Source organism: Emticicia sp. 21SJ11W-3, assembly GCF_024138715.1.
GTDB lineage: Bacteria > Bacteroidota > Bacteroidia > Cytophagales > Spirosomataceae > Emticicia > Emticicia fluvialis.
Genome location: NZ_CP092074.1, coordinates 3,731,407 through 3,754,193, shown reverse-complemented (window position 1 = coordinate 3,754,193; position 22,787 = coordinate 3,731,407). Strand labels below are relative to the sequence as shown.

At 42.5% G+C, this 22,787-nt stretch carries 20 protein-coding genes; 8 read left to right on the top strand and 12 right to left on the bottom strand.

Annotated elements, in window-relative coordinates; all coding sequences use genetic code 11:
* Positions 1 to 100: 100 nt before the first annotated feature.
* From MB380_RS15890 to MB380_RS15855, 8 genes are all read right to left on the bottom strand, one after another.
* A complete protein-coding gene (locus MB380_RS15890; protein ID WP_253527009.1) occupies positions 101 to 1,057 on the bottom strand; it encodes a transketolase family protein in 957 nt (318 codons plus the stop codon).
* A 14-nt stretch (positions 1,058 to 1,071) separates the two neighbouring features.
* On the bottom strand, positions 1,072 to 1,635 hold the full coding sequence (locus tag MB380_RS15885; RefSeq protein WP_253527007.1) for a DUF4276 family protein: 564 nt from the start codon (positions 1,633 to 1,635) through the stop codon (positions 1,072 to 1,074).
* The gene (locus tag MB380_RS15880; protein WP_253526997.1) at positions 1,629 to 2,648 is read right to left on the bottom strand and encodes an AAA family ATPase; all 1,020 of its coding nucleotides are present in this window, start codon (positions 2,646 to 2,648) and stop codon (positions 1,629 to 1,631) included. Before MB380_RS15880 ends, MB380_RS15885 begins: the two co-directional genes overlap by 7 nt.
* Positions 2,649 to 2,662: 14 nt before the next feature.
* Complete coding sequence (locus MB380_RS15875) at positions 2,663 to 3,535, bottom strand: transketolase (RefSeq protein WP_101725747.1); 873 nt, start codon at positions 3,533 to 3,535, stop codon at positions 2,663 to 2,665.
* A gap of 156 nt (positions 3,536 to 3,691) precedes the next feature.
* A complete protein-coding gene (locus tag MB380_RS15870) occupies positions 3,692 to 4,513 on the bottom strand; it encodes a DUF1295 domain-containing protein (RefSeq protein ID WP_253526995.1) in 822 nt (273 codons plus the stop codon).
* Between the two features lie 12 nt (positions 4,514 to 4,525).
* Positions 4,526 to 4,975: a thioredoxin-dependent thiol peroxidase gene (gene bcp / locus MB380_RS15865; protein ID WP_253526978.1), complete on the bottom strand. Its 450-nt coding sequence runs from the start codon at positions 4,973 to 4,975 to the stop codon at positions 4,526 to 4,528.
* Positions 4,914 to 6,971, bottom strand: a complete 2,058-nt coding sequence (locus MB380_RS15860) for a M23 family metallopeptidase (RefSeq protein WP_253526968.1) — start codon at positions 6,969 to 6,971, stop codon at positions 4,914 to 4,916. The genes bcp and MB380_RS15860 overlap by 62 nt, the downstream gene beginning before the upstream one ends.
* 228 nt (positions 6,972 to 7,199) lie before the next feature.
* The gene (locus MB380_RS15855; protein ID WP_253526966.1) at positions 7,200 to 7,826 is read right to left on the bottom strand and encodes a fumarylacetoacetate hydrolase family protein; all 627 of its coding nucleotides are present in this window, start codon (positions 7,824 to 7,826) and stop codon (positions 7,200 to 7,202) included.
* Between the two features lie 242 nt (positions 7,827 to 8,068).
* Here MB380_RS15855 and MB380_RS15850 point away from each other — a divergent pair, with 242 nt between their 5' ends.
* The 7 genes from MB380_RS15850 (at position 8,069) to MB380_RS15820 (ending at position 13,991) form a co-directional block, all read left to right on the top strand.
* Positions 8,069 to 8,905: a M48 family metallopeptidase gene (locus tag MB380_RS15850; protein ID WP_253526957.1), complete on the top strand. Its 837-nt coding sequence runs from the start codon at positions 8,069 to 8,071 to the stop codon at positions 8,903 to 8,905.
* 188 nt (positions 8,906 to 9,093) lie between these two features.
* Complete coding sequence (locus MB380_RS15845) at positions 9,094 to 9,873, top strand: SDR family NAD(P)-dependent oxidoreductase (RefSeq protein ID WP_253526955.1); 780 nt, start codon at positions 9,094 to 9,096, stop codon at positions 9,871 to 9,873.
* Positions 9,874 to 10,108: 235 nt separating this feature from the next.
* A complete protein-coding gene (locus MB380_RS15840) occupies positions 10,109 to 10,993 on the top strand; it encodes an ROK family protein (RefSeq protein WP_253526953.1) in 885 nt (294 codons plus the stop codon).
* A 33-nt stretch (positions 10,994 to 11,026) separates the two neighbouring features.
* On the top strand, positions 11,027 to 11,845 hold the full coding sequence (locus MB380_RS15835) for a sugar isomerase domain-containing protein (protein WP_253526951.1): 819 nt from the start codon (positions 11,027 to 11,029) through the stop codon (positions 11,843 to 11,845).
* A gap of 55 nt (positions 11,846 to 11,900) precedes the next feature.
* Entirely contained in the window at positions 11,901 to 12,320 is a 420-nt protein-coding gene (locus tag MB380_RS15830) for a GNAT family N-acetyltransferase (RefSeq protein ID WP_253526949.1), read from the top strand.
* A 10-nt stretch (positions 12,321 to 12,330) separates the two neighbouring features.
* Complete coding sequence (locus tag MB380_RS15825) at positions 12,331 to 12,774, top strand: DUF1572 family protein (RefSeq protein ID WP_253526933.1); 444 nt, start codon at positions 12,331 to 12,333, stop codon at positions 12,772 to 12,774.
* Positions 12,775 to 12,950: 176 nt separating this feature from the next.
* Positions 12,951 to 13,991 (top strand): cobalamin-independent methionine synthase II family protein, encoded by a 1,041-nt coding sequence (locus tag MB380_RS15820; RefSeq protein WP_253526931.1) that lies wholly within the window; start codon positions 12,951 to 12,953, stop codon positions 13,989 to 13,991.
* Positions 13,992 to 14,070: 79 nt separating this feature from the next.
* Here MB380_RS15820 and MB380_RS15815 read toward each other — a convergent pair whose 3' ends face one another.
* Entirely contained in the window at positions 14,071 to 15,021 is a 951-nt protein-coding gene (locus tag MB380_RS15815) for a glycoside hydrolase family 43 protein (protein WP_253526921.1), read from the bottom strand.
* Positions 15,022 to 15,522: 501 nt separating this feature from the next.
* Complete coding sequence (locus MB380_RS15810) at positions 15,523 to 16,959, bottom strand: arginine deiminase family protein (protein ID WP_253526919.1); 1,437 nt, start codon at positions 16,957 to 16,959, stop codon at positions 15,523 to 15,525.
* A gap of 420 nt (positions 16,960 to 17,379) precedes the next feature.
* Between MB380_RS15810 and MB380_RS15805 the strand changes: the two genes are divergently transcribed.
* The gene (locus MB380_RS15805) at positions 17,380 to 20,547 is read left to right on the top strand and encodes a cyclic nucleotide-binding domain-containing protein (protein ID WP_253526910.1); all 3,168 of its coding nucleotides are present in this window, start codon (positions 17,380 to 17,382) and stop codon (positions 20,545 to 20,547) included.
* A gap of 188 nt (positions 20,548 to 20,735) precedes the next feature.
* On the opposite strand, the gene MB380_RS15800 is transcribed toward MB380_RS15805, so the two are convergent.
* Together MB380_RS15800 and MB380_RS15795 are read right to left on the bottom strand one after the other, a co-directional pair.
* On the bottom strand, positions 20,736 to 21,908 hold the full coding sequence (locus MB380_RS15800; RefSeq protein ID WP_253526908.1) for a hypothetical protein: 1,173 nt from the start codon (positions 21,906 to 21,908) through the stop codon (positions 20,736 to 20,738).
* Between the two features lie 148 nt (positions 21,909 to 22,056).
* Positions 22,057 to 22,638: an HD domain-containing protein gene (locus MB380_RS15795; RefSeq protein ID WP_253526906.1), complete on the bottom strand. Its 582-nt coding sequence runs from the start codon at positions 22,636 to 22,638 to the stop codon at positions 22,057 to 22,059.
* Positions 22,639 to 22,787 lie beyond the last annotated feature (149 nt).

Sequence of the window (22,787 nt, the reverse complement as noted above, 5' to 3'; positions counted from 1 at the left end):
ATTATTGGTTTATTTGTTGTTTTCAGTAAACCCACCACTACCCGTGTTATGCGGGTTGTGGTGGGTTTAACTTCCTATTCTAACAAACAACCTGGTGGTTTTATTGTTTTCGTTGAATTACTTTTAATGCTTTCTCTATAATATTTTTAGCAGAAAGACCATATTTCTCCATCAACTGAGCTGGCGTGCCTGATTCACCGAATGAGTTATTAACGGCCACGTACTCTTGCGGAGCCAGGAAGTTTCTAACCAGTGTTTGAGCAACAGCATCGCCTAAACCGCCGTTAGCCTGGTGTTCTTCGCAGGTAACCACACATCTGGTTTTGCGCACACTCTTTATGATGGCTTTTTCGTCTAAAGGTTTAATGGTATGTATGTTCAGGATTTCGGCGCTGATACCCTGTGCTTCCAGTTGCTCTGCTGCCTGAATGGCTTCCCAAACCAGGTGGCCGGTAGCAATTATGGTTACATCTTTACCCTCACTTACCATCCATGCTTTACCAATTTCAAAAACCTGGTCGGGCGCTGTGAAAACAGGCATAACCGGACGGCCGAATCGCAAATAAACCGGACCCTTCCAGTTAGCGGCTGCTATGGTAGCAGCTTTAGTCTGGTTAAAATCGCAAGGGTTTAGTACGGTCATGTTAGGCAATGAACGCATCATGGCCAGGTCTTCCAGAATCTGGTGCGTGGCGCCGTCTTCACCCAATGTAAGACCCGCGTGCGACACCGCAATTTTTACGTTTTTATCTGAATAAGCAACCGACTGGCGAATCTGGTCATATACCCGGCTTGAGCCAAAATTGGCAAAAGTTGTGGCAAAAGGTATTTTGCCGCCAATAGTAAGCCCTGCGGCAACGCCTATCATGTTGGCTTCGGCAATACCGCACTGAATGAAACGCTCAGGGTTTTCTTTAATGAAAGTATCTATTTTAAGAGAGCCAACCAGGTCGGCACAGAGCGTTACTACATTGGGGTTGGTTCGGCCTAACTCGGTCATACCGGCACCAAAGCCCGAACGTGTGTCTTTTTTCTCGGTAAAAGTGTATTTTGTCATAACGATGTTATTCTTTAACTATGAGTTCTACTTAATGATTGTAACTTATTAATAAAATACTTTGCACTCGGGCAATTGGGGTGGTTAGCGGCGTTTTCTATTGAGAAATTTGCTCTCAGCATTTTTCTGGCTAAAAGCGGCTTGCTTTTACCTAGGGCTGTACCTTTATTGATAGAGACCATTTCCTTAAATGGTTCCTGAATATTTTCAGGATGCGTTATGCAAATTTCAATATTTAAAACTTTGCTGAGCGCATCACTATCTGCCAAATACCATGATTCAAATTCTTTTACAGCAACCGCAACAATGTCGGTTTCTTTCGCATTAACTTTGTTCTTATGTTGTACTAGACATGGCTCTTTATCCAAATCTATTAAAGCCACTATGAAGTCAACGCCTTTCTTGAGCATCAATGCTCTGTGAGATTCGAATCTTCCATCAAAAAATTGATTGATAGAGCCAGTTTCCTGAACACTCGCTAGTTCAATATTGAATGAACTTAGCCAATTTTTGAAAATATCAGAATTAAAGATAATTGTCTCAGATTCACCTTCGCATATAATTCCAAGCTTTACCATGGTAAACCTCCTCCTAATGCGTTCGATAACCAGGCTTCGTCCATTGGTAATCCATATAGGTTAAAGTCTTTACCAAATTGCTTGATTTGGGTTTGTCCTTCAATTTTATTTACCAGAATAATCTCTTTAGGCTCTAGAACTGAAGCTAAAGATTGAGAATGTGTATTTAACCAAATATAATGTCCCTTTTCTTCACAAGCATCTCTGAAGAAATTAACCAATTGTTTCACAACTTTCGGATGAAGACCATTTTCTGGTTCTTCAATACAAAGAAATTGAGGTTCGTCAGATTGAAAAACAGCCGTAAGCAAGCAAAGAATATTGAAGGTACCATTAGAGATTAATTCTTTGCCAAAGGGCTTTTTATAATGCTTCTGATAAATTAGAAGATCTTCATTACTGCTGAATTCACTTTTTTTAATTTCAATATCCTCAAATTCGGGGATAAATAAATCTAGCCATTCAACAATTTCCTCTTTAATTAAAGGGAAATTTAACAAACGTTTTAAAACTTTTTCAAGATTATCGCCCGACGGGTTTAACTTTGTTCCATCAGTATAATTATGTCTATTTTTGTTCTGTAATATTCTTGAAAAGTTTTTAATTATTTTAAATCTCTCTTCATTTTCGTAGTTTACAGATGGAGACATAGGACTATTAGGTGGTTGAAATTCTAAAGAAAGTTTCGCTTTTTCTTCTGAATTAAAAAGATCCATTCTTATCCTAATTGTATCGTATTCTTCTGTGTTTTTATTTTTTATATCTTGATAATCACCAAACAGAGACAATACTTTCCAAAGGTCGGGGTTGCCATGAAATATAGAATTCTTACCACCAAAATTTAATATTGATTGAGGGTATTTAAAGCATTCTGCTCCAAACTCCAAAGCCTCAAAAATATTAGATTTACCGCTTCCATTGGGTCCAACGAAAACGGTAAAAGGATTCGGCTCGTTGATGGTTATATCAACAATCGATTTGAAGTTCTTAATATTCAGAGACTTTATTTTCAAAGCAATATGATTTATCAATAATCCCCAATGGTTCCGGTGTTTACCAGCTGGTCAAGCGCTACTTTCAGTTGCTCGTCGTTTGGCGCTACACCATGCCATTTGTGGCTACCCATCATGTAATCTACTCCGGCACCCATTTCTGTTTTGAGCAAAATCATAATTGGTTGCCCTTTGCCTGTCAGGCGTTTGGCTTTACGAAGCCCCGCCACTACCTGATCCATATCATTACCGTCTTTTATATCTATTACGTTCCAGCCAAAAGCCTTGTATTTGGCTTTCAGGTCGCGGTTGCTCATTACTTTTTCAGTAGGGCCGTCTATCTGCTGGCCGTTCAGGTCTATCACGGCAATCAGGTTGTCCAGCTTGTGGTGTGGAGCGGCCTGTGCTGCTTCCCAAACCTGGCCTTCCTGTTGCTCGCCGTCACCCATCAGGCAATAAACCAGATTTTTGTCGCCGTTCAGGCGTTTGGCCAGTGCAGCGCCAATAGCTACAGACAAGCCCTGGCCTAACGAACCAGAGGCCACACGTATACCCGGAAGGTGCTCGTGCGTGGTAGGGTGCCCTTGCAGCCTTGAATCAATTTTACGGAAAGTTGCCAGTTCTTTTACGTCGAAATACCCTCTGCGGGCCAGGGTGGAATAAAACACCGGCGAAATGTGCCCGTTAGAAAGAAAGAAGAGGTCTTCTCCGGTACCGTCCATATTAAATGAAAGATAGCCGCCTTTACCTTTTCTGTTATTGATTTTCATTTGCTGGAAATATAGCGCAACAAATAAATCAGCGCAGCCTAGCGAACCGCCCGGATGGCCGGACTGGCAGGCATGCACCATTCTAACAATATCCCGGCGTACTTGTACCGCAATTGCTCGTAATTCTTGGTTCTGCATTTAAAAGATTTATTAAGTGTCAAAAAAACAATTAATACAAATATAGCTGAGAAATTTAAAAAAAAATGGTTTTGTATTAATTTTTACAAAAGTACATAATACATCTTGGTTTTTAAATAGATGCAAGGCGCAATACTTAGGTATTTATAGCTGATACTAAAAAACGCCGGGTATGAATGATGACACCCGTTTCATATATCTGGCATATTCGGGCTTGGTTTCGGCCAGCCGTTTCTCAAGCAGTGCCACACCAGAAACCCTCACGAGCAGGAATGTCATCAATAAAGGGCTGAAAACATACAGATACTGCCCGGTGGTGCAGGCAAACAGATAATAACCCCACCATTGCAGGGCGTCTCCAAAATAATTAGGGTGCCGGGTAAGTCCCCAAAGGCCGGTTTGTAGTACTTTGCCTTTGTTTTCGGGATTTTTTTTGAAAGTGGCCAGTTGCCAGTCGCCGATAGACTCAAACAAGAAACCAACCGACCACGCGGCAAGCCCCAGATAATCGGCCAGCTTTAATGATGTAAAATTAGATGACATGGCCGGTGCAAACAGCGTAGACATAACCCAGAGCAAAAAGCCCTGCAGCATAAAAACCTGAAAGAACGATACCAGTGGCCATTTACTGCCTTTTTCTTTCCTCCATTCTTTGTACCGGTAGTCTTCATCTTTTCCAATGTTTCTGGAAGCCAGATAAAGCGTCAGTCTTACACCCCACACAGTAACCATAATACAGAACACCATTGAGCGGTGGTCGTGAAGACCCATGTATGCCCGGTAGAACCACGCCATGGCCATAAAACTGAATCCCCAGAAAATATCTACAATAGCAGTGTTTTTTAAAACCAGACTTAGTACCCAAAGAACCGTAAAAAACGGAATAACAGCAACCAGACTTTGCCAGAAAGGGTAATTTTGGAGCATGAGCATAACGGCCATAATTATGGCAGCCAATAGCAAAACAATACGTTTCATAATTTCTTTGGTTTATTTAAGTATCTGCTGTGCGTGGTTTTTTGATTCTACCTTTTCTATAATCTCTTCAATAATGCCGTTGGAATCAATGATAAAAGTAGTACGAAACACCCCCATGTACTTTCTGCCATACAGTTGCTTTTCGCCCCATACGCCAAATGCTTTAGCTATTTCATTGTCTGTATCGGTGAGCAGGTCAAATGGCAGGTCATATTTTTTTATAAAATTCTGATGCGTTTTCTGTTTGTCTGCGCTAATACCCAACACCACATAACCCTGCGCCAGCAAAGCCTGGTAATTATCTCTTAAATTACATGCCTCAGCGGTGCAGGTGGGTGTATTGTCTTTCGGGTAAAAATATAAAACCACTTTTCTACCAATATAATGGCTCAGGCTAACTTCAACGCCGTTTTGATTTTTTGCGCTTAGCTCCGGTGCCGGACTTCCTTTTTGCAGGTGCATGTCTCTTTCTCGATTTTTTTAATTGTTGTTTTTTCTGTTTTACGTACTCTTCAATGTTGGTTTCATACGAAGCTACATTGCCCACGTTATCTGTTACTTCCAGTCTTAAATCGCCACTGAATGTCTGGGTTTCATTTTGCCTTATCGACCATATACGGCCATTTTTATATTCATAGTCCATCAGCACCCACTGGCCATTTACATAGCAATTGAATGATTTTATACCTGAAAGGTTATCTGATATAACAAAGCTGAGATAGGTGGAGTCTATCTGCGACGGCCTGATGGAAGGTGCCTGGTTGTCTGCTAATAACTGGAAATCGCCCAGGCGCCTGGTTTTAAATTGGATGGCATTGCCTATCCATACACCCCCCAGATACGAGCGCCCGTTGTTAATATCGTAAACGCCTGTTTTAGGAGACATCGACATGCCCGAGGGTGTCCAGAGCACCGTCAGCATATCTTTCAGCGGAATTTTCTCGGTGTTAATTGTCAGGCGTGTACCCATTACCGAAGTGGTCAGGTAAAGTGTGTCATACAGCGCATTCGTGAAATCGAGTTTCAGGTTTGGCTCGGCATAAAACTGTCCGAACTGAGGTAGGATTTCTTTCTTGATGCCCAGGAATGCCGAACTGTTATCTACCTGCACGAAGTCGGCAATGCCGCGGTTCAGGTCATGTAAATAAACGGCATCTTTATTGGCCTTGTAAGATAACGGCAGCTTGGTAGGTACGCCTTTGTTTTGCAGCACCGCAAACGGTGCCGTGGTATTTTTTGCCCTCACCATCAGCGTGTTTTCGGTAATAGAGGTAGAAATATTACCAGAAAAATTGCCTTCTTCCGACTCCGAGGCTCCTTCGGGGGTTTCCTGCAGCACAGGCGCTTCGCCCTGAATAGCAAACGTAAGAACGGTAGTATTGCCGTAGCTGTCTTTTACTTTAACATAAACACTGTGCAACTGATTGTCGTTAATAACAATTCTGCCCTTGTTTTTATCGGTTTGATACACCGTTATTCGGTTGCCATCACCCACATAGCATTTCTGAATGCGCACGCCGTTGGTTTGAGATAAATCATAATCAATATGCACGTTAATGTCTTTAGATACATCAAAAGGCATTTTTTCAAGATTCAGCTTATAGGTGCTTTTACCGTCTACCTCCACTTCCAGTTCGGTGATTCCCATCCGGAAAGGTGATGTCTGGCTGCGGTCGTAGGTGTTTAGTTCCAGCCCGATGGTTCCTTGAGCTTTCACGGTAGTAGACAGCACATAATCGCCTGAGCTGGTTCTTTTGGGTGTCATAGAAACCCGGCCGAATTCTCCATTCACGCGTGAGTAGGCGTTCAGTGTTTTCAGAATAACTTTTTCAATTACCGGCGGCTGAGAATCTTCTACCTCTGCAAAACCGAATAAAAGTGGATTGATGGCGTTTTCAAGTGCGTCGCGTATCTCAAAATGCAGGTGTGGCCCACCAGATGCCCCGGTGTTACCTGAAATACCAATTACCTCGCCTTTTTTTACTTTTAGCTCATTAGGCCCGGGTGTTAGCTCAATTTCCCATACTTTCTGGGCGTATTCACGACCGCGAAGATACGCTTCTATGGCAGGATTATAATTTTTTAAGTGGCCATAAACGGTAGTAAACCCATTGGGATGCGTTATGTACAATACATTGCCGTAGCCACCCTTCATGACCCTGACACGCGACACGTAGCCATCGGCGGCGGCGTAAACATTGTAGCCTTCTACAGCACCGGTGCGGATGTCGAGCCCGGCATGAAAGTGGTTGGTACGCAGGTCGGCAAAACCTCCTGAAAGCGAGGCCTGTTTACCCGGCTCAATCGGAAACATAAAGTAGCCCTTCGGGTAAATGTCGCGGTTGTTACTGTTATCTTTCTGCGCATAGCTCAGGCAGGTGTCTGACACCAACACCACAATCAGTAACAAAGTACTCAGAATTCTCTTTAATATGATAGAATGTAGATGCATCTTCATGTAAGGATTTGAGTGGATACAGGCACCATTGGGCCTTAGATAGAAAGAATAAACAAATCAGCTGCCGGTGTGTTCCCCTGACCGGAATACTGGCAACTAGCAATTGTTTTACGGCTATAAATGTAAATTCACATAAATAGATTATTACTGTATATTTCAGAGGTGTAATGCGTTTGTATTCAATGGCATTAACGCATCAGATAAAAATGCACTGCGTCTCAGGCGGCATTACTTTACATCAAATTCGAGCATTTTTTCTCCTTCAATAAAGGCGCTTAACTTGTCGCCTACTTTAACGGGTCCTACACCTGCCGGCGTGCCGGTAAAAATAATATCGCCCGTTTTTAGCGTAAAATATCTTGATACAAAGGCTATGAGGTGATCAAAAGAGAACAGCATCATAGACGTATTGCCCTGCTGGCGCGTTTGTGTTTCTCCGTTAGCGTCTGTGAGGTCTAAACTGAAATTAAGGTTCTGTAAATCTGCATATTTAGATTTAGATACAAACTCAGAAACCGGAGCCGATCCGTTGAATCCCTTCGCCAGGTCCCAGGGTAAACCTTTTGCCTTGAGCTTTGCCTGTATGTCTCTGGCAGTGAAATCAATTCCTATGCCTATCTCGTCATAGTATTTATGGGCAAATTTTTCCTCAATATTTTTTCCCATTTTGTTGATTTTTAACACGATTTCCACTTCATGATGAATATCCTGAGAAAAATCAGGGTAATAAAAAGACTCTCCGTTTTTTAAAATAGCAGTTTCCGGCTTGGTAAATATAACAGGTTCGTCGGGGCGTTCGTTATTTAGTTCCTTGATATGTTCAGCGTAATTACGACCGATAGCGATGATTTTCATACGTTAAAGACTGGCCTCAAAGATTAAGTATTGATTGAGCGTAATGATTTTTTCTGTACTTTTGAGGCGGATAAAAGTTTAGAAATTTCGCAAAAATAGGGAATTTTCATAGTTCAGCAGCAGATAATGGTCTGATTTTTTAGTCTTTATCTGAAATTCTTCTTTTGTGAGAACCGGGAGTATTTTGAGAATTTCTGAATTGAAATCCAACAGATAAACATTAATTATAACAGTATTATACAATGAAAACCTTTTTCAAATCTACTTTAGTAGCAAGTGCATTATTTGTGCTGATTTGGTCTTGCCAGAAAGTTCCTCTTACGGGCCGTAATCAGTTCGTCGGGCTGGTATCAAACGAGCAAATGATACAGATGAGTTTCGCCGAGTACAAAGGGTTTATGGACACCTCAAAGGTGGTGTCGGCCAATACGCGTGACGCCGAAATGATTGCCAGAGTAGGGGGTAGAATTAAAACTGCCGTAGAAAATTATCTGATACAGAACAACTACAGCCAGGTAATAAACGGGTACCAGTGGGAGTTTAAACTGGTACAAAGTAAAGAAGTAAACGCCTGGTGTATGCCCGGTGGAAAAGTATGTTTTTACACTGGCATTTTGCCTATTTGTAAAGACGAAGCCGGCGTGGCCGTTGTAATGGGGCATGAGATTGCCCATGCTATTGCCAGCCACGGCCGTGAGCGTATGAGCCAGGCAATGGCTGCACAGGGTATAACCAGCCTTGGGGCCATTGGCGCAGGTGTTTATACCGGTAATCAGCAAACCATGGAAATGGTGGGTCAGGTTTTAGGTGTGGGTGCTTCGGTGGGTTATGTATTGCCTAACAGCCGCAAGCAGGAGTCGGAAGCTGATAAGCTGGGGCTGATTTTTATGGCTATGGCGGGCTATGACCCACAAAATGCGGTGGCTTTCTGGCAGCGCATGGCCGATGCCGGTAAGAATTCTCAGAAACCACCGAAATTGTTATCAACCCACCCTGCTGACGAAGACCGTATTGCAGACCTGCAAAAGCAAATGCCGCAGGCGCAAAAATACTATACTACTTACGCAACCAAAAAATAGAATCTGCCAAATTCTGGATTCAAAAGGCGCCGTTAGCTAAAACGGTGCCTTTTTTTATGTGTTTCTAAACTGCCGCCCAACGGCAATCTGAAAAAAGACGACAAAAATTTGCAAAGTTTTTTTCTTTCACTACTTTTGCTTGTATAGACAAGTTGTGGAATTGTTAGGCTATTTTTGAAACACCTGCCATGCTGAAAGATAAGAAAATAGTGGTTATAGGAGGAACAACCGGCCTCGGGCTGTCGGCCTCTAAGGCCTTCGTAAAAAATGGGGCAAAAGTGGTAGTAGTGGGCAGAAATCCTGAAAGTTGTGTGGCCGCTGAAATTGAATTAGGAGACAACGCCATTGCCATGAGCGGTGATGCCGCCAACCCCGGAACAGCCGACAGAGCCATTGAAATGGCAATTGCCGACCTGGGTGGTTTTGATGGGTTGTATCATGTAGCCGGAGGCAGCGGGCGCAAATATGGCGATGGCCCCTTACATGAAATCAGCCTGGACGGCTGGAACAAGACATTTGAATTAAACCTTACAAGCCTGATGCTTTCTAATCAGGCCGCCGTACGGAAGTTTATAGAACTGGGTACCGGAGGCAGCATTCTGAACATGGGTTCGGTGCTGGGGGTTTCGCCTTCGCCCAGATATTTTTCAACGCATGCCTATGCCGCTACTAAATCTGCCATTATAGGTTTTTCTAAATCTATTGCGGCTTACTACGCACCTTATAATATAAGAGTAAATGTACTTGCCCCGGCTTTGGTAGAAACGCCCATGTCTCAGCGCGCCTCAAAAGATGAGGTTATTATGGGTTTTGTTAAAACCAAACAACCTTTAGACGGCGGCCGTAACGGACAAGCAGCAGACCTGGACGGCGCCGCGTTATACTTTATGTCTGATGCCTCGGGCTTTACAACCGGACAAGCGCTGTTTGTGGATGGAGGTTGGAGCGTAAGTGAAGGACAATACTAAGGGGGTGTAAATTTTCAGATTTGTGGGGCGAACTTGCAGTTCGGCCGGAATTTGAAAGCAGAAGCATATAAATTTACCACTATGTTCATTAAGAACACCATGTTTCACCATAGTCAATTGATAGTTATAACCGGTAGTCTTTATTTATCATCCATTATAATTGTGCAACATAGTGGCCACATTGCATACATTGTGGCAAAAATATAGTTCTATAAGCTGTAACCGACAATAGAAAATGTCTTACGTAATAGGTGTTGATTTAGGGGGTACCAACATTAAAGGCTTAATCATTAACCGCAATGGTGAGGTGTTGAAGCAGCATTATATTCCGACCAAAGAAACGGACGACGGCTCGTGGCGGGAAAATGTAAAAGAAATGGTAGAGTACCTGAAAAATTATCTGCAGCAGCCCATTCTGGGCATTGGCCTTTCTGCGCCGGGGCTACCCAACGAGCAAAACCAGTGTATTGCCTATTTACCCAACAGGCTGAAAGGCCTGGAGAATTTTATGTGGGGTGAGTACCTGGGCGATGCTACCTATGTTCTGAACGACGCCCATGCAGCTTTGATGGCCGAAGCCAGATTCGGGGTAGCCAAAGACAAGCGTAACGTGGTTTTGCTTACACTGGGTACAGGTGTAGGCGGGGGTATTTTAATAAACGGGCATTTGTACCAGGGGCTTGGGCAAATGGCGGGGCATCTGGGGCATATATCTATTAACAGCCAGGAAGAAACCCAAAGCATAGTAGGTATGGTTGGTAGCCTTGAGTACGCCATTGGTAATTATTCCATAGAAAAAAGAAGTCACGGAAAATACAGTTCTACCTGGGAACTCGTAGAGGCCTACCGTAAAGGCGACCACTTTGCTACTTATTTGTGGCTTTCGTCGGTCAGAAAACTCGCTTTGGCTATCAGTTCAATTGCTAATTTATTATCGCCCGAAATGGTGGTGCTGGCGGGGGGAATCACATTGGCTGAAGAAGCGCTTTTTGAGCCGCTGGCCACTTTCATGGATTTGTACGAATGGCGCCCCGGCAATAAAAAAACAAGCATTGCACAGGCTTACTTCGGCGACATGGCCGGCGCCATTGGTGCAGCCAGTTTTGTACTTACCAAATAGATATTCACCAACATAAAAAAAAAGAACATAAACATGAGTGTGATACAGGATTATCTGAACAAGTGTGCCGGAATTGTGGAAACCGTAAAAAAACAGGAAACAGAAATACAAACGGCTGCCCGCTGGTTTGCCGATTCGATTCTGGCCGGACGAATGGTGCACGTGTTTGGCTCTGGCCATAGTCGCATTATGGTAGAAGAAATGTGGCCGCGCTACGGCTCGTTCCCGGGGTTTAATCCGATAGTTGAGCTTTCTTTGACGTTCCATAATCTGGTAGTAGGCGCTAACGGGCAACGGCAGGCCATGTTTCTGGAGAACGTGAGCGGCCTGGCAGATAAAATTCTGCGTAATTTCGATTTATCTACATTAGATACCGCCCTGGTTATTTCATCATCAGGTACCAATGTAGTGCCGGTTGAGATGGCGGAGATTTTCAGGCAGAGGGGTATTAAAGTGGTGGCACTGGTAACCCAAGACCACCTGAAAGCCAGTACTACCAAACGACCCGACCATAAAAAACTGGATGATTTTGCCGATTTAGTACTGGATACCGGCGCCCCCGCAGGCGATTCTATGGTATATGTGCCTAACCTGGATACTCCGGTTTCGCCGGGTTCAACGGTTGGTGGCGCCATGATTATCAACAGCATTAAAGCACAGGTGGCCGATTATTTAACACAGGCGGGGCATCCGCCAAAAGTACTTACGGCTGGCGCTTTGGTAGGAGCCACAAGGGCTACCGAATTATTTGAAGCCGCTTACGACGAGCATGCTCACCGCATTGCCCGTATGTATGCAAAACTGGGTGTGCCCAGTTATGTGTCAGACACCAACAAAAATTCTGGCTTATAAAACCAGTCAATAGATAAGGCAATCACAAACGGAGGCCACCTCGCTACCTAATAAATTGATTGAACTGAAACAAATAGAGGCAGAAGGTACACGCCAATTGCGGCACAAAGTGATGTGGCCCGACCAGCACCCCGACTTTGTGGTTTTACCTAATGATGCCGAAGGTTTGCATTACGGGTTGTTGGAAGATGGTAAACTGGTGTCGGTTGTTTCGCTTTTCCGCGATGGTCATCAGGCGCAATTCAGAAAATTTGCCACCGATACGGCCGTGCAGGGCAGGGGATACGGCACACAATTGCTGCAATATATGATTGAACAGGCGCTGGCAATGGGTATAAATGAACTTTGGTGCGATGCCCGCCTTACGGCCATCGGGTTTTATGAGCGGTTCGGAATGAAGGCCGATTCGGCGGTGTTTCAGAAAAACGGTATAGATTATGTGCGCATGGGTTTGGATTTAACAGCTAATAAATGACAAAAACAATATGATTATTTCTTTAATTAAACTACTAGACCGCGATTTGCTGAGGCTGAAAAGAGAGATAGAGGCCTATAAAACTGAAGATTTACTTTGGGTAACACCAGGCGAAATAAGCAATTCGGCAGGGAATCTGTGCCTGCATCTGATGGGAAACCTGAACCATTATATTGGTGCGCAACTCGGCAATACGGGTTATGAGAGAAATAGACCTGTTGAATTCTCTGATAAAAACGTTCCAAGAGCAGAACTGATTGAAAAAATTGAAGCCACCCGATTAATGCTGCCCACTGTATTAAACACCCTGACGCCAGACCACCTGGCCAGTAACCATACTGAAGAGTACAACAATGGCCAAGACACCAACGAGTATTTTCTGATACATACTTACGGGCATTTTAATTATCATTTAGGGCAAATCAATTATCATAGACGATTAACAGCTAATTAGTGATTGAATAATTTAGCGAATGAGCTATTTTTATCTGAATGGTGAATCTAAACTTTCAGGTAAATCATTTCGGGTGGCATAATGAGCCAAATCCTGAAATCAGCCGCGCCCATTCCAGGTCAAAAATCCCTCATTCACCAAATCACTCACTAACTCACCCATTCACTCATTAAACTATGCAACCTATACCTATCAAAACAACCGTTGTGGGAAGTTATCCTTTTCCGGGTTGGCTTGAATTTTCTTCCATGAACCTCGAAAAGTTCGGGGCAGCAGATATTGAAGAAATGATTGAAGATGCCGTTGTGGCGGCCATTCATGACCAGACCACAGCCGGATTGGATGTGATTACCGACGGAGAACAAACCCGGCTGGACTTTAACCTTTCTTTTTACGGGTTCATCAAAGGGCTGGAGCCGAATCATTCCGAAACCCGCAAATTTGGGCCACCCGCGCACGACCAACGCGGCAAGCATTCAATAGTAGAGCCTTTAACTGCTCCGCGGGGTTTGGGTGCTGTTAAAGAATACCAGCGTCTGGCCAGGCTGGCACCAGAAGGGCATACCCTGAAAGCCTCAGTGCCCGGGCCATACACGCTCTCGGGCCGTATGCTGCCTGATGGCAAAATCTATAAAGACCGCTTTGAGGTAACTGAGGGGCTGTTGCCTTTTGTAAAAAAAGAACTGGAAGACCTTGTGGCTGCCGGTTGCACCGAGATAACCGTTGATGAACCCTCAATGTCGTGCTATGCTTACAAAGAAGATACCAAACGCTTTGTAGATATATTTAACCGCACTATTGAAGGGGTGGTGGGTAAAGCCCGAGTTTCAACCCACCTGTGTTTTGGCAATTTTAAAGGCCGTCCGGTTGGATACAGAAAACTATATCCGATGCTACCTGATTTTCTGGATATGAACGTAGACGAGATTCATATTGAAATGGCTAACCGCGAGTTTGACGAAGTGGCGCTTTTGGCAGAATTTGCCCAAAAAATGGATGTAGCCGTTGGTATCATAGATGTGAAAAACTACTACTGCGAAACCATACAGGATGTAATTGAACGGATTGAATTATGCCTGAAATATGTGCCGGCAGAAAAACTGGCTGTTGCACCAGATTGTGGCTTAAGCCAGACGGCCCGCTGGGCATCGCGCCAGAAACTGAAAGCCATGTGTGCCGGCGCCAAAGCAGTAAGGCAAAAACTGGGGTTTGCTTAATTTTGGGTAAGGCTTTGTTAAAATTCATTCGGGGAGATGTAAGCCGCTTATATCGCCCCGAATGATTATTGAGTGATTACTAATTAACCAGATTCTCTAATTTTTTAGCTTGTTTTTTTGTGATTTTTATAATGCTGCCGTGCCTCATGCCTTGCGGGAAATGGATGGTGGGCGAAACCTCCTGCCAGTTAACCAGGTCTGTTGAACGGTAGGCGCCATAGTAATGAGGTTTGGTGTAGTGGTCGAAATACACATAATAATAATCGCCGATTTTGATAGCTGACGGACCCTCCACCCAGCTGCCTGAAAAAGACTCACTCAGGTTTCTGAATGGCCCGGCGGGGGTATCGCCTACCGCAAAACGCAGGTTTTTCCTGACGGGTTTCAAACGTTCGTCCTTAAAAAACAGATAAAACTTGCCTTTATCTTCCAGCAAAGTGGCATCAATTGAGTTAAAGCCAGGGTCATAAAACACACTTGTTTCGCTGAACGTCTCAAAATCTTTGGTACGTACATAATAAAACCGGTGGTGATATTTGTCTTCACTCAGATTGCTGCTATCTACGGTTTCGTTTCCTTTAATAGTTGATGACCAGATAATAAGCCAGTCTTTCTGTGCCTTATCATAAAACAATTCAGGCGCCCATACATTTCTAACCAGTCCTGTTTCATTTTTTAGCACAGGTATTGCCTTTTGCGCCGACCAGTTTATCAGGTCTTTTGAGTTGGCGTAGCCTATCACCCGGCCATTCTTGCCATTCCAGGAGATCGTCCAGACCATGTGAAAAGTACCATCAGGGCCTTGCTTAATGTCGGGGTCACGCATCAGATTATCTGGGTGATTAATCTGTGGCTTCAAAAAAGACTGGTCGCCCTTTAGCGCCCACCAGTCATGGCCATTTTTACTTAATGCCAGATGCAGGCCGTCTTGCCCGTTATCGCGGAAAGATGTAAATACATAATAAGATTTCTTTTGTGCGAAAACAGCAGCAGAGCAAATCAGAAAAAGGAACAGTAGTTTGTGTTTCATTTTTTATTTGAGTGTGTTAGGATAAAACTCTTGGAACGCCCCGAACGGGTTATGAGCCTGAATTTATTTTTCAAAATTAAAGGAAATATTAACTTGACAGTGAATAAATTTACCCCCTAATTAAACATAGGTTTTTATTTTAGAAGCGTACTTATTAGGCATTCTTTTAAGTATCAAAAGAAATTCTAACAGACTAGGTCCCGTAGGGATGAAATATCAGTAGATTAAGATTTAAGTTATGCTTTTGTATCCCGTCAGGGATAGTATATTCATTGGCTGAGAATTAAATATACCGTCCCGAAGGGACTCAGTTTGTTTGGTCATAATATATTCTACCGATATAACTTCCCTGACGGGATACAAAACCCTGAGAACGAATGAATACCTATCCTCTATCTCTAGAAGAGATTATTCACGTAGCCTTAAATCAGTCGGCTTATATAAATTAAAGAAATCCTTTGTTTTTTTAGCGACCAAGTTTATTCATAGAAAAGGAAGCTATCAAATGGCGCTCTCGCGCAAAATGGGCAGGCTCATGCAATGAGAACCGCCGCGTGCTCTTGAGAGCTCGGCTGACGGAAGCATAATAATGGTATCGGTCAATGTTTCCGGGTTTAACTCGTTATTTTCAAATTTTTCAAGCAATTCGGCGGCATGAATAGTTTTAAAACCTGCATTTCTGAACGCCTGTGCCGTGTGGTCGTTGCGGTCGTAGCCAATTGCCACTCCGGCTTTCAATGCCAGCAGGTTGCATGAGTCTGTCCATTGCTCACGGGCGCCATACGGAAACTGGTTATTGCCGGAGTATATAAACTTGATGTCGTCATAGCAATTCAGGTCGTCTTTGGTAACCGAGGTAAGAAGGTCTTCCAGATTAGCAAAGTCGCGTATTTTTACACCATCATCCTTATTGATAAACTGCTTAATGGTAAGCGATTCATAGCCGGGTTTCTGTCCCAGTTTTTCCCATATTATCTGCCTTTCGGCTTCTTCATGTACCCTGCCTAATGACCCTAGCAGCACCCACACATTACACTTTATTTGTGTAAATATGGTATCAATGTGCATGTAATCTCTTTTTTGCGGAATCTTCACAATGGTTACCTTCTTCACAACCTTACGGGTAAAAAGCAAATCAATGGCCTGCCGGGCTGCCTCTACTGTGGTGCGTTCGCTAACGCCAATCAGCAGGTGGTTAGGGGCTACCATCATTACGTCTCCGCCTTCAAGGGTGTTCAGGCGGTCTTCCTGTTCATCTTCAGGCAGCAAAAAGTGGTTTTCATCTTCGGTAATCTCAATTATTTTTCCTCTTAAATCAGCAAAAAGGGCATGGTTAAAAAAGATGTACCTGGCCAGCAGCGACTCACGCGTGCGGGCATATTTGGCAGGTTTGTTAAGCAACAGGTGGTCGTTTACTACGATGCCTATGTCTCGTGTAAAAATCAGATTCGGTATTGGCGGAAACAACATTTTATTGTTGGGCATGGTGCCGGTTATCAGCACTTTTGCCAGTTCATTTACTGATAAATGAGCCAGCTGGTTCTGAAACTGAAACGAACACTCTTCCACGGCACAAACGGCCGCTACCAGCTGAGTGCGTACTTCGGGCAGGTCCAGAATGTCTTTCAGTAGTTTTTCAAATTCAATTACCTTGTCTGAATGAAAATACTTTTCTTTTTCAGGTTTATAAAAATCACGACTGGTATCGGCATCAATTTCTTTCAGCTTGCCTTTTACCTTTTCAGGGTCCAGAAAATACAACAGAATTTTAACGTAATAGTCGTACTCGTCGCGGCGCATGGTTTGCAGATGCACAATGTCTTCAAAAAGCCAGTCCTGCGCTTTTGAAGGTACAACCTTGCCCAGACCACTATCAGGGCTATGAATAATCAGGCGGCGTAAAGTGCCTACTTCAGAAGAAACAAATATATTTGACATAACAAGGTATCTTTTAAAGGGAGTTTTTATGAATGAATTGTTGATTGATTTAACCTGCAGCATAAGATTAAATCTTCGGGATAGATAAATTAACATTCACATTAGTAAAACCCAAATTGCGCCATAAAAAACAGAATGGCAAAGAATGTAACAGGAATAAGTAGGGGTAGGTATAATAATGGCTTAGCCGAAGTGCCCCTATCAGAAACCTGATAAGCGTTCTTTGGTAGTGAATTGATATGCTCGTTGAAAAATGCCATTTTATTTAGCAAAAATACAAGATAACTCATTGATAACAAAACAGAGTGTTTTTCTTGGTGTTTTCTTACTCACAATTTCTAAGATTGAACCAAACTTTTGAAAAAACATTCCTAAATTGCGTTGTCCATTTTAAAAATGCAAATGGTTGAATCTAAAATTATGAGTGCGACTACCCGCACTGATGAGCGCCCGAAAGAATCAAGACTACTTTTGTTATTTTTCCTACACAATTTCTTTATTAGTATAGGAACCGTTTTAGTATATGTTTCGGCGAACCTGATTTTACTGGAACACCACCCCGAAGTATCGCTGCCCATTGCTTATATTGTTTCTACTTTTGCCATGATGGGCGTAGGGAAAATCTACGAGTATTATGAGCATCATCTGGTACTGAAAAAACTGAGCGTACGTGTGTTGCTGGCGGTGCTGGTGCTGGCCATTATTATGGGCGTTATTCTGTTTTTTAACCATTCAACAGCGGTGGCCATTGGTATTATGGTTGGCTTCAGGGTTATCTATCTGTTGGTTAATCTTGAGTTCTGGGGGGTGTCGGCCCTGGTTTTTGATGTACGCCAGAGCAAACGTTTGTTTAGTGTCATAGGTTCAGGAGATGTACCAGCCAAGGCCATAGGCGCCATTCTGGCGGCGCTTATCCATTCTACCTCGGTGCTGGCCATATTGGTACTGGTTGCATTTGTAACCTTTTTGCTGGCTTTTTTAACACAGAAAAAGACTTTTGAAATTACAGATATCCCTAGTCATCATCAAAATAAAGTACGCAGGCATACAGAGTCCAGAATGGTAGAAACCCTTTTTGGCGGTAGCCAGCTGGTTTTTGAAATGTGTATCGGGCTGGTAGCCATTGCGGCTTCGGCCACTTGGATTGAGTACAATTTCTTTGTAAACGTAAAGTACAAGTTCCATTCACAGCACGATGTTATCACGTTCGTTGGCTATTTGCTGGCTATTACCTATGCCATCTCAACCGTAGTGAAGTTGCTGTTTTCTAGCAAGGTAATTGATAAATTCGGGCTCAAAAACGCGTTGCTGCTGTTACCTATCGGCACTTTGCTGATGTCGGTGTTTCTGGTGGGGATGTCTTCTTATAAGCAGGACGAAAGCTCGCTTCTGTTTGATTTCAGCGCTGCATACCTGTGCTTTGAGGTACTCCGCCGAACGGCCTTCGACCCGGTTTTTCTGGTTATGTTTCAGCCCTTATCAACCCAGCAGCGTTTAAAAGGCCATACCCTGGCAAAAGGTTTTTATGAGCCACTGGGTATGGGTATTGCCGGTATCCTGTTGCTGATTGCCTATTTTGTGCATTCATCTCAAATCTGGATAGCTTTCGCCCTCACCGTAATATTGTCTTGGCTGGCCTTGTATTTTCTCAACAAAGCCTACAAACGCTATATAATAGAGTTGAAAAATGCACTCAGCAAACGCTTCCTGAAAAGTAATGAGCTGGTGGTACAGGGCGACGCACTGAGTATTATTCTGAAAAATCTGACCAGCGATAAACCCGAAGAAGTAATAAGCGCCATAGACTGGATTGTAAAATTTGAACCAAAGGTAATTCAGAATCAGGTTTCTTTTCTGTTGAAGAACAATTCTGAGAAAGTAAGGCTGCATATTTTAACCGTTATTAAAAGCCAGCATCTGGTTATTGACTCACAGTTTTTGCAGGGTTTTAATGAACACGAGCTTAACCCGCAGGTAAGGCGGATATCGGCAGAAATTGCCTGTGCGCAGGCAACAAGCCCCGGGCAGCGGTCGGTTTATCTTAACTCTGACAACATATATACCGTACAGGGCGCCATAATTGCCTGCTGGCGAGTACAACATGATGAAGCCAAAGAAAAACTTGACCGCTTGTGCGACGAAACCAAACCTGAGCAACTGATTGTAGCGCTTGAGATAATTGAACTGCTACGCCTGAAAGAATACGAAACTATAGTAAGGATATGCCTTGAAACAGGTACTGGCGCTATTAAAGAAAAAGCCATTGAGGTAGCGGGGGCTATTGATTCGGCTTTGCTGATAAAAGGTCTGGTGCATTTGCTGGAAGACCGCCAGTGGGGTAAAAAAGTTATTAACAGCCTTATCAGATCCGGAGGCAGAGGATTTGCCGAAGTAGAGGCCTTATCAAAAGGCGGAGATACCGCACTGTTGCAAAAAGTGGTATTGTTCAGCGAAAAATACCAGAGCCTTGCCAGCGAACGACTGTTGGTCAGGCTGGCACAGAATGAGTCGCTGAACGTGCGGCAAATGGCGCTTAAAGTGCTGGGCAGACGCACCAATAGCGACAACTATGAAGCTTTGTTTGAGAATCTGCTACAGGAAGAACTGGCTCATGCCTATCAGTTGCTGAATGGTTTTGGTGTGCTGGATGAAGACATACTCAATTATGAGCTGGGGCAGTCTTCAAACCGGATTTTTTATTTGTTGATGCTGCTGTATGAAAAAGAAATGGTGCAGGATGCCATGATGGGTGTTGAGCATTCATCAAAAGAAAAGAGAGCCAACGCGCTCGAGATTCTGGATAACATTATTCCGAGGGCTATTTACAAATGTTTGCACGCAATACTTGACGATTCTGAGATTGACAAGAAAATTCAGGTTTTTGTGGCCTATTTTACTGAAAAACCCGTGCCTGTGCCAATCATCGAGTATATACTTGAAAAAGGCAGCAATGCCTTTGGAGACTGGACAATAGTGGTGGCGCTGAAATCGTGGAATCTGAGGGGGCAGTATAACCAGCTCTTTGAAAAATACCTGTTGAATCAGAAAAAACTGTTTCAGGAAGCAACCGCGGCCATTGTTAAAAAAGACCTTTATCTGAAAGAAAAATATAAAGAAATAATAGCTATGCAACACGGACATGATGAAAACGAAATATCTGAACTAGAGCGTGTAATTGTATTAAAAAACACACAGTTGTTTGCCGAAACACCAGAAAACGTGCTTACCTCTATTGTGCCAATTATGAATGAGGTAACGTACCACGAAGGAGAAGAGGTTTTTCAGAAAGGAGCCATCGGTAATTGCATGTACGTTATTTATTCGGGCGAGATTGGCATTGTAGACCATGATGTACTTTTTGCCACCATGGGCAAAGGAGATATTTTTGGCGAACTGGCCCTGCTCGACTCCGAACCTCGTTCGGCTACCGCTGTTGCAAAAAGTGATGTGCTGCTTTTCAGAATTGATCAGGACGATTTCTATGACCTGATGGAAGAGCGCGATGAGTTATTGCGTAGTGTGCTACGAATACTCTGCCAGCGTATACGCAGGCAGAATGATAAACTGAAACGATTGACGGTGGTCTGAGCTTAGGCGTATTAATCGACCGTCAAAGTGATTTTTTATGAGACTGTGTTTTATTTTTGCGATGTAACCGCCGTTTCGCCGGTTCGATGACTATATATACAGAATACACCTATTCTGATAAATGTTATGTACTTTTTTTTAAGAAAGCAAAATTTAAATATACGCTAAACAAACCTTTATTCAGATGTTTAAATTTTCCATGTTTTTCTATTCAAATAGTCATCTCCAAAAGCGATAAGTATGCAATCATTATCTAAATTCAGGCCTTTCAATCTTGATTGATTTTTCTTAAAAGCTTCATCAATCATTCTGCCTATTATTTCTAACTTTTCTTTATCGTTTAAAAAATAATTTTGGTTAAATCGACTATCATGTTCTTTAGGGATTGAAAAAATTGAAAAATTTTCTATAAAAATAGAATTTTTGGTATTGTAAGAGTTGTAATTTCTATCCAATCTGGCTAACTCCTCTCTTGAACGATTTTCCCAATATGAGTTACCTTCACTCTGATAAAATTTTATCCAACCTTCACTTAGTGGTGTTAACCTTTTCACCTCTTCATCTGATGATTGTTTGTCTTCAAACAAAAGTGAACATTCATAATTAGAAATTAAAAATTTGATATTATATATTGGAGGTGGGTCTGCAAGTACTTTTATATGAGTAATTGCATTTTCAAATAGAGTTTCTATCTCATAGTTGAGTAAATCATAATTAAAACTTTTTAGGTCTTCTCTCTCGTCCCGGTCTGAAAAAAGATAAGCTAATACATGATGACTAGTTGACATATCGTGCTCTTGAATCTCTAGGAAAAAAGGTCTTTCACATATGGTTGCAAATTTAGATGTGTAAAAAATCTCTTTTATGGCCGTACCGATTATCAAGCTATTGACAAAGTAATAGGTATCTAATACATATCCTTTTTCTGAATAAAAATCATTATCATCTTTGCGTTCTTCGGGCATTTCTTCAAATAGTGCAAGTGGTTTGAATGTTTTTAGCGTTATTTCACCACTTCCTTCAAAATCTTCCATTACGTCATAATGAGAATATAATCCATATTCATCTCTCGGACTATCTGAAGATATACCAAATGCGTCGGCACGAGTATCTTCAGCATAATAAGGGTAAGAATGTTCAAAAAAAACACAGCCTATCTTTTCATTTCTTTCTTTTAATCTTGGCTCGTGTTTTTCATACCAATGTTCAAAGTTCTCATGCATTTCTTTTTTAAAATGGTCAACAAGAGCAATTAAATCTAATTTTAATAGTTCATCAGCAACTTTAATTGTTAATGGATGAGAGAGGGTAACTCTAAGACTTTGATGGGCGTATTCTATTCGTTCTTGTAATGTAAACATAAGATTTAGTAATTTTTTTAGGCAGCAACTGGAATTTTATAATTGCGTTTGATTACTTACTTAGAGTATCTTTAAATTTTAGAGATGCCGTAGGCCGTGTAACGTAAATTGATAATAGAATTTACTCAATGTAATTTTAAATATGTTCTTAGGCATACATAGCCTTCAACTCACTCAGACGTTTTTGCTTCGCTTCGTTTCGCCATTGGCGGGCGGTTTCTGTCCAGTACTGGTGATTTTCCAGAAAATTAATCTGTATTTTGTTCCAGCTGTCGTGGTCGGTAACCAGTTCGCGTTCTTGTAATTCATCAAAAAGTGTTTGGGCAACCGCCTCGAAATCGTCCCGGCCCAGATAATCCAAATCGGCATCAGCAATAATTCTTTCCAGATGGGTGGTCGGGCTTTGCGGTATTCTGGTGGCCTTTATCATGCCACAGATAACCTCAATTTGGCTATGATTGTAACCAAAATTCGGCAACGATACCCGGGCAAGTCGGCAACTTTCTGCTTCATGTTCGTTGTAAGTGATTATAAAGCCTATGTCATGGTAAAGCGCAGCCGTTTGTATCAATATCAGCGTTTCACTATCATTTATGCCCTCTGCAACGGCCAGTTGCAGTGCAGCATTGGTTACGTCAATTGTATGATGCACACCATGATAATAGAGCGAATCTGATAAATTCTCGTCAAGTTTATCAAAAACATAGTTTTCTGCTTTCTGAATATCCATTTACTGCCAGTTTTTTTGCCCTATTGCCTTTCGTGTATTTATGGTGCAAATATTGTCACAAATTTTATTCAAATAATCCAAAGCTGTTTCTTTTTTACTACAATCAGTACAAATTTTGTGCTAAACCGGCTCTAAAATTGGATTTTGAA

What these genes read in the sequence shown, in the direction of transcription:
- MB380_RS15800 (WP_253526908.1), bottom strand. Translation starts at nt 21,908, where the DNA reads ATGTTTACATTACAAGAACGAATAGAATACGCCCATCAAAGTCTTAGA.
- MB380_RS15870 (WP_253526995.1), bottom strand. Translation starts at nt 4,513, where the DNA reads ATGAAACGTATTGTTTTGCTATTGGCTGCCATAATTATGGCCGTTATG.
- MB380_RS15795 (WP_253526906.1), bottom strand. Translation starts at nt 22,638, where the DNA reads ATGGATATTCAGAAAGCAGAAAACTATGTTTTTGATAAACTTGACGAG.
- MB380_RS15845 (WP_253526955.1), top strand. Translation starts at nt 9,094, where the DNA reads ATGCTGAAAGATAAGAAAATAGTGGTTATAGGAGGAACAACCGGCCTC.
- MB380_RS15815 (WP_253526921.1), bottom strand. Translation starts at nt 15,021, where the DNA reads ATGAAACACAAACTACTGTTCCTTTTTCTGATTTGCTCTGCTGCTGTT.
- MB380_RS15885 (WP_253527007.1), bottom strand. Translation starts at nt 1,635, where the DNA reads ATGGTAAAGCTTGGAATTATATGCGAAGGTGAATCTGAGACAATTATC.
- MB380_RS15810 (WP_253526919.1), bottom strand. Translation starts at nt 16,959, where the DNA reads ATGTCAAATATATTTGTTTCTTCTGAAGTAGGCACTTTACGCCGCCTG.
- MB380_RS15825 (WP_253526933.1), top strand. Translation starts at nt 12,331, where the DNA reads ATGATTATTTCTTTAATTAAACTACTAGACCGCGATTTGCTGAGGCTG.
- MB380_RS15875 (WP_101725747.1), bottom strand. Translation starts at nt 3,535, where the DNA reads ATGCAGAACCAAGAATTACGAGCAATTGCGGTACAAGTACGCCGGGAT.
- MB380_RS15835 (WP_253526951.1), top strand. Translation starts at nt 11,027, where the DNA reads ATGAGTGTGATACAGGATTATCTGAACAAGTGTGCCGGAATTGTGGAA.
- MB380_RS15805 (WP_253526910.1), top strand. Translation starts at nt 17,380, where the DNA reads ATGAGTGCGACTACCCGCACTGATGAGCGCCCGAAAGAATCAAGACTA.
- MB380_RS15860 (WP_253526968.1), bottom strand. Translation starts at nt 6,971, where the DNA reads ATGAAGATGCATCTACATTCTATCATATTAAAGAGAATTCTGAGTACT.
- MB380_RS15850 (WP_253526957.1), top strand. Translation starts at nt 8,069, where the DNA reads ATGAAAACCTTTTTCAAATCTACTTTAGTAGCAAGTGCATTATTTGTG.
- MB380_RS15855 (WP_253526966.1), bottom strand. Translation starts at nt 7,826, where the DNA reads ATGAAAATCATCGCTATCGGTCGTAATTACGCTGAACATATCAAGGAA.
- MB380_RS15820 (WP_253526931.1), top strand. Translation starts at nt 12,951, where the DNA reads ATGCAACCTATACCTATCAAAACAACCGTTGTGGGAAGTTATCCTTTT.
- MB380_RS15890 (WP_253527009.1), bottom strand. Translation starts at nt 1,057, where the DNA reads ATGACAAAATACACTTTTACCGAGAAAAAAGACACACGTTCGGGCTTT.
- MB380_RS15840 (WP_253526953.1), top strand. Translation starts at nt 10,109, where the DNA reads ATGTCTTACGTAATAGGTGTTGATTTAGGGGGTACCAACATTAAAGGC.
- bcp (WP_253526978.1), bottom strand. Translation starts at nt 4,975, where the DNA reads ATGCACCTGCAAAAAGGAAGTCCGGCACCGGAGCTAAGCGCAAAAAAT.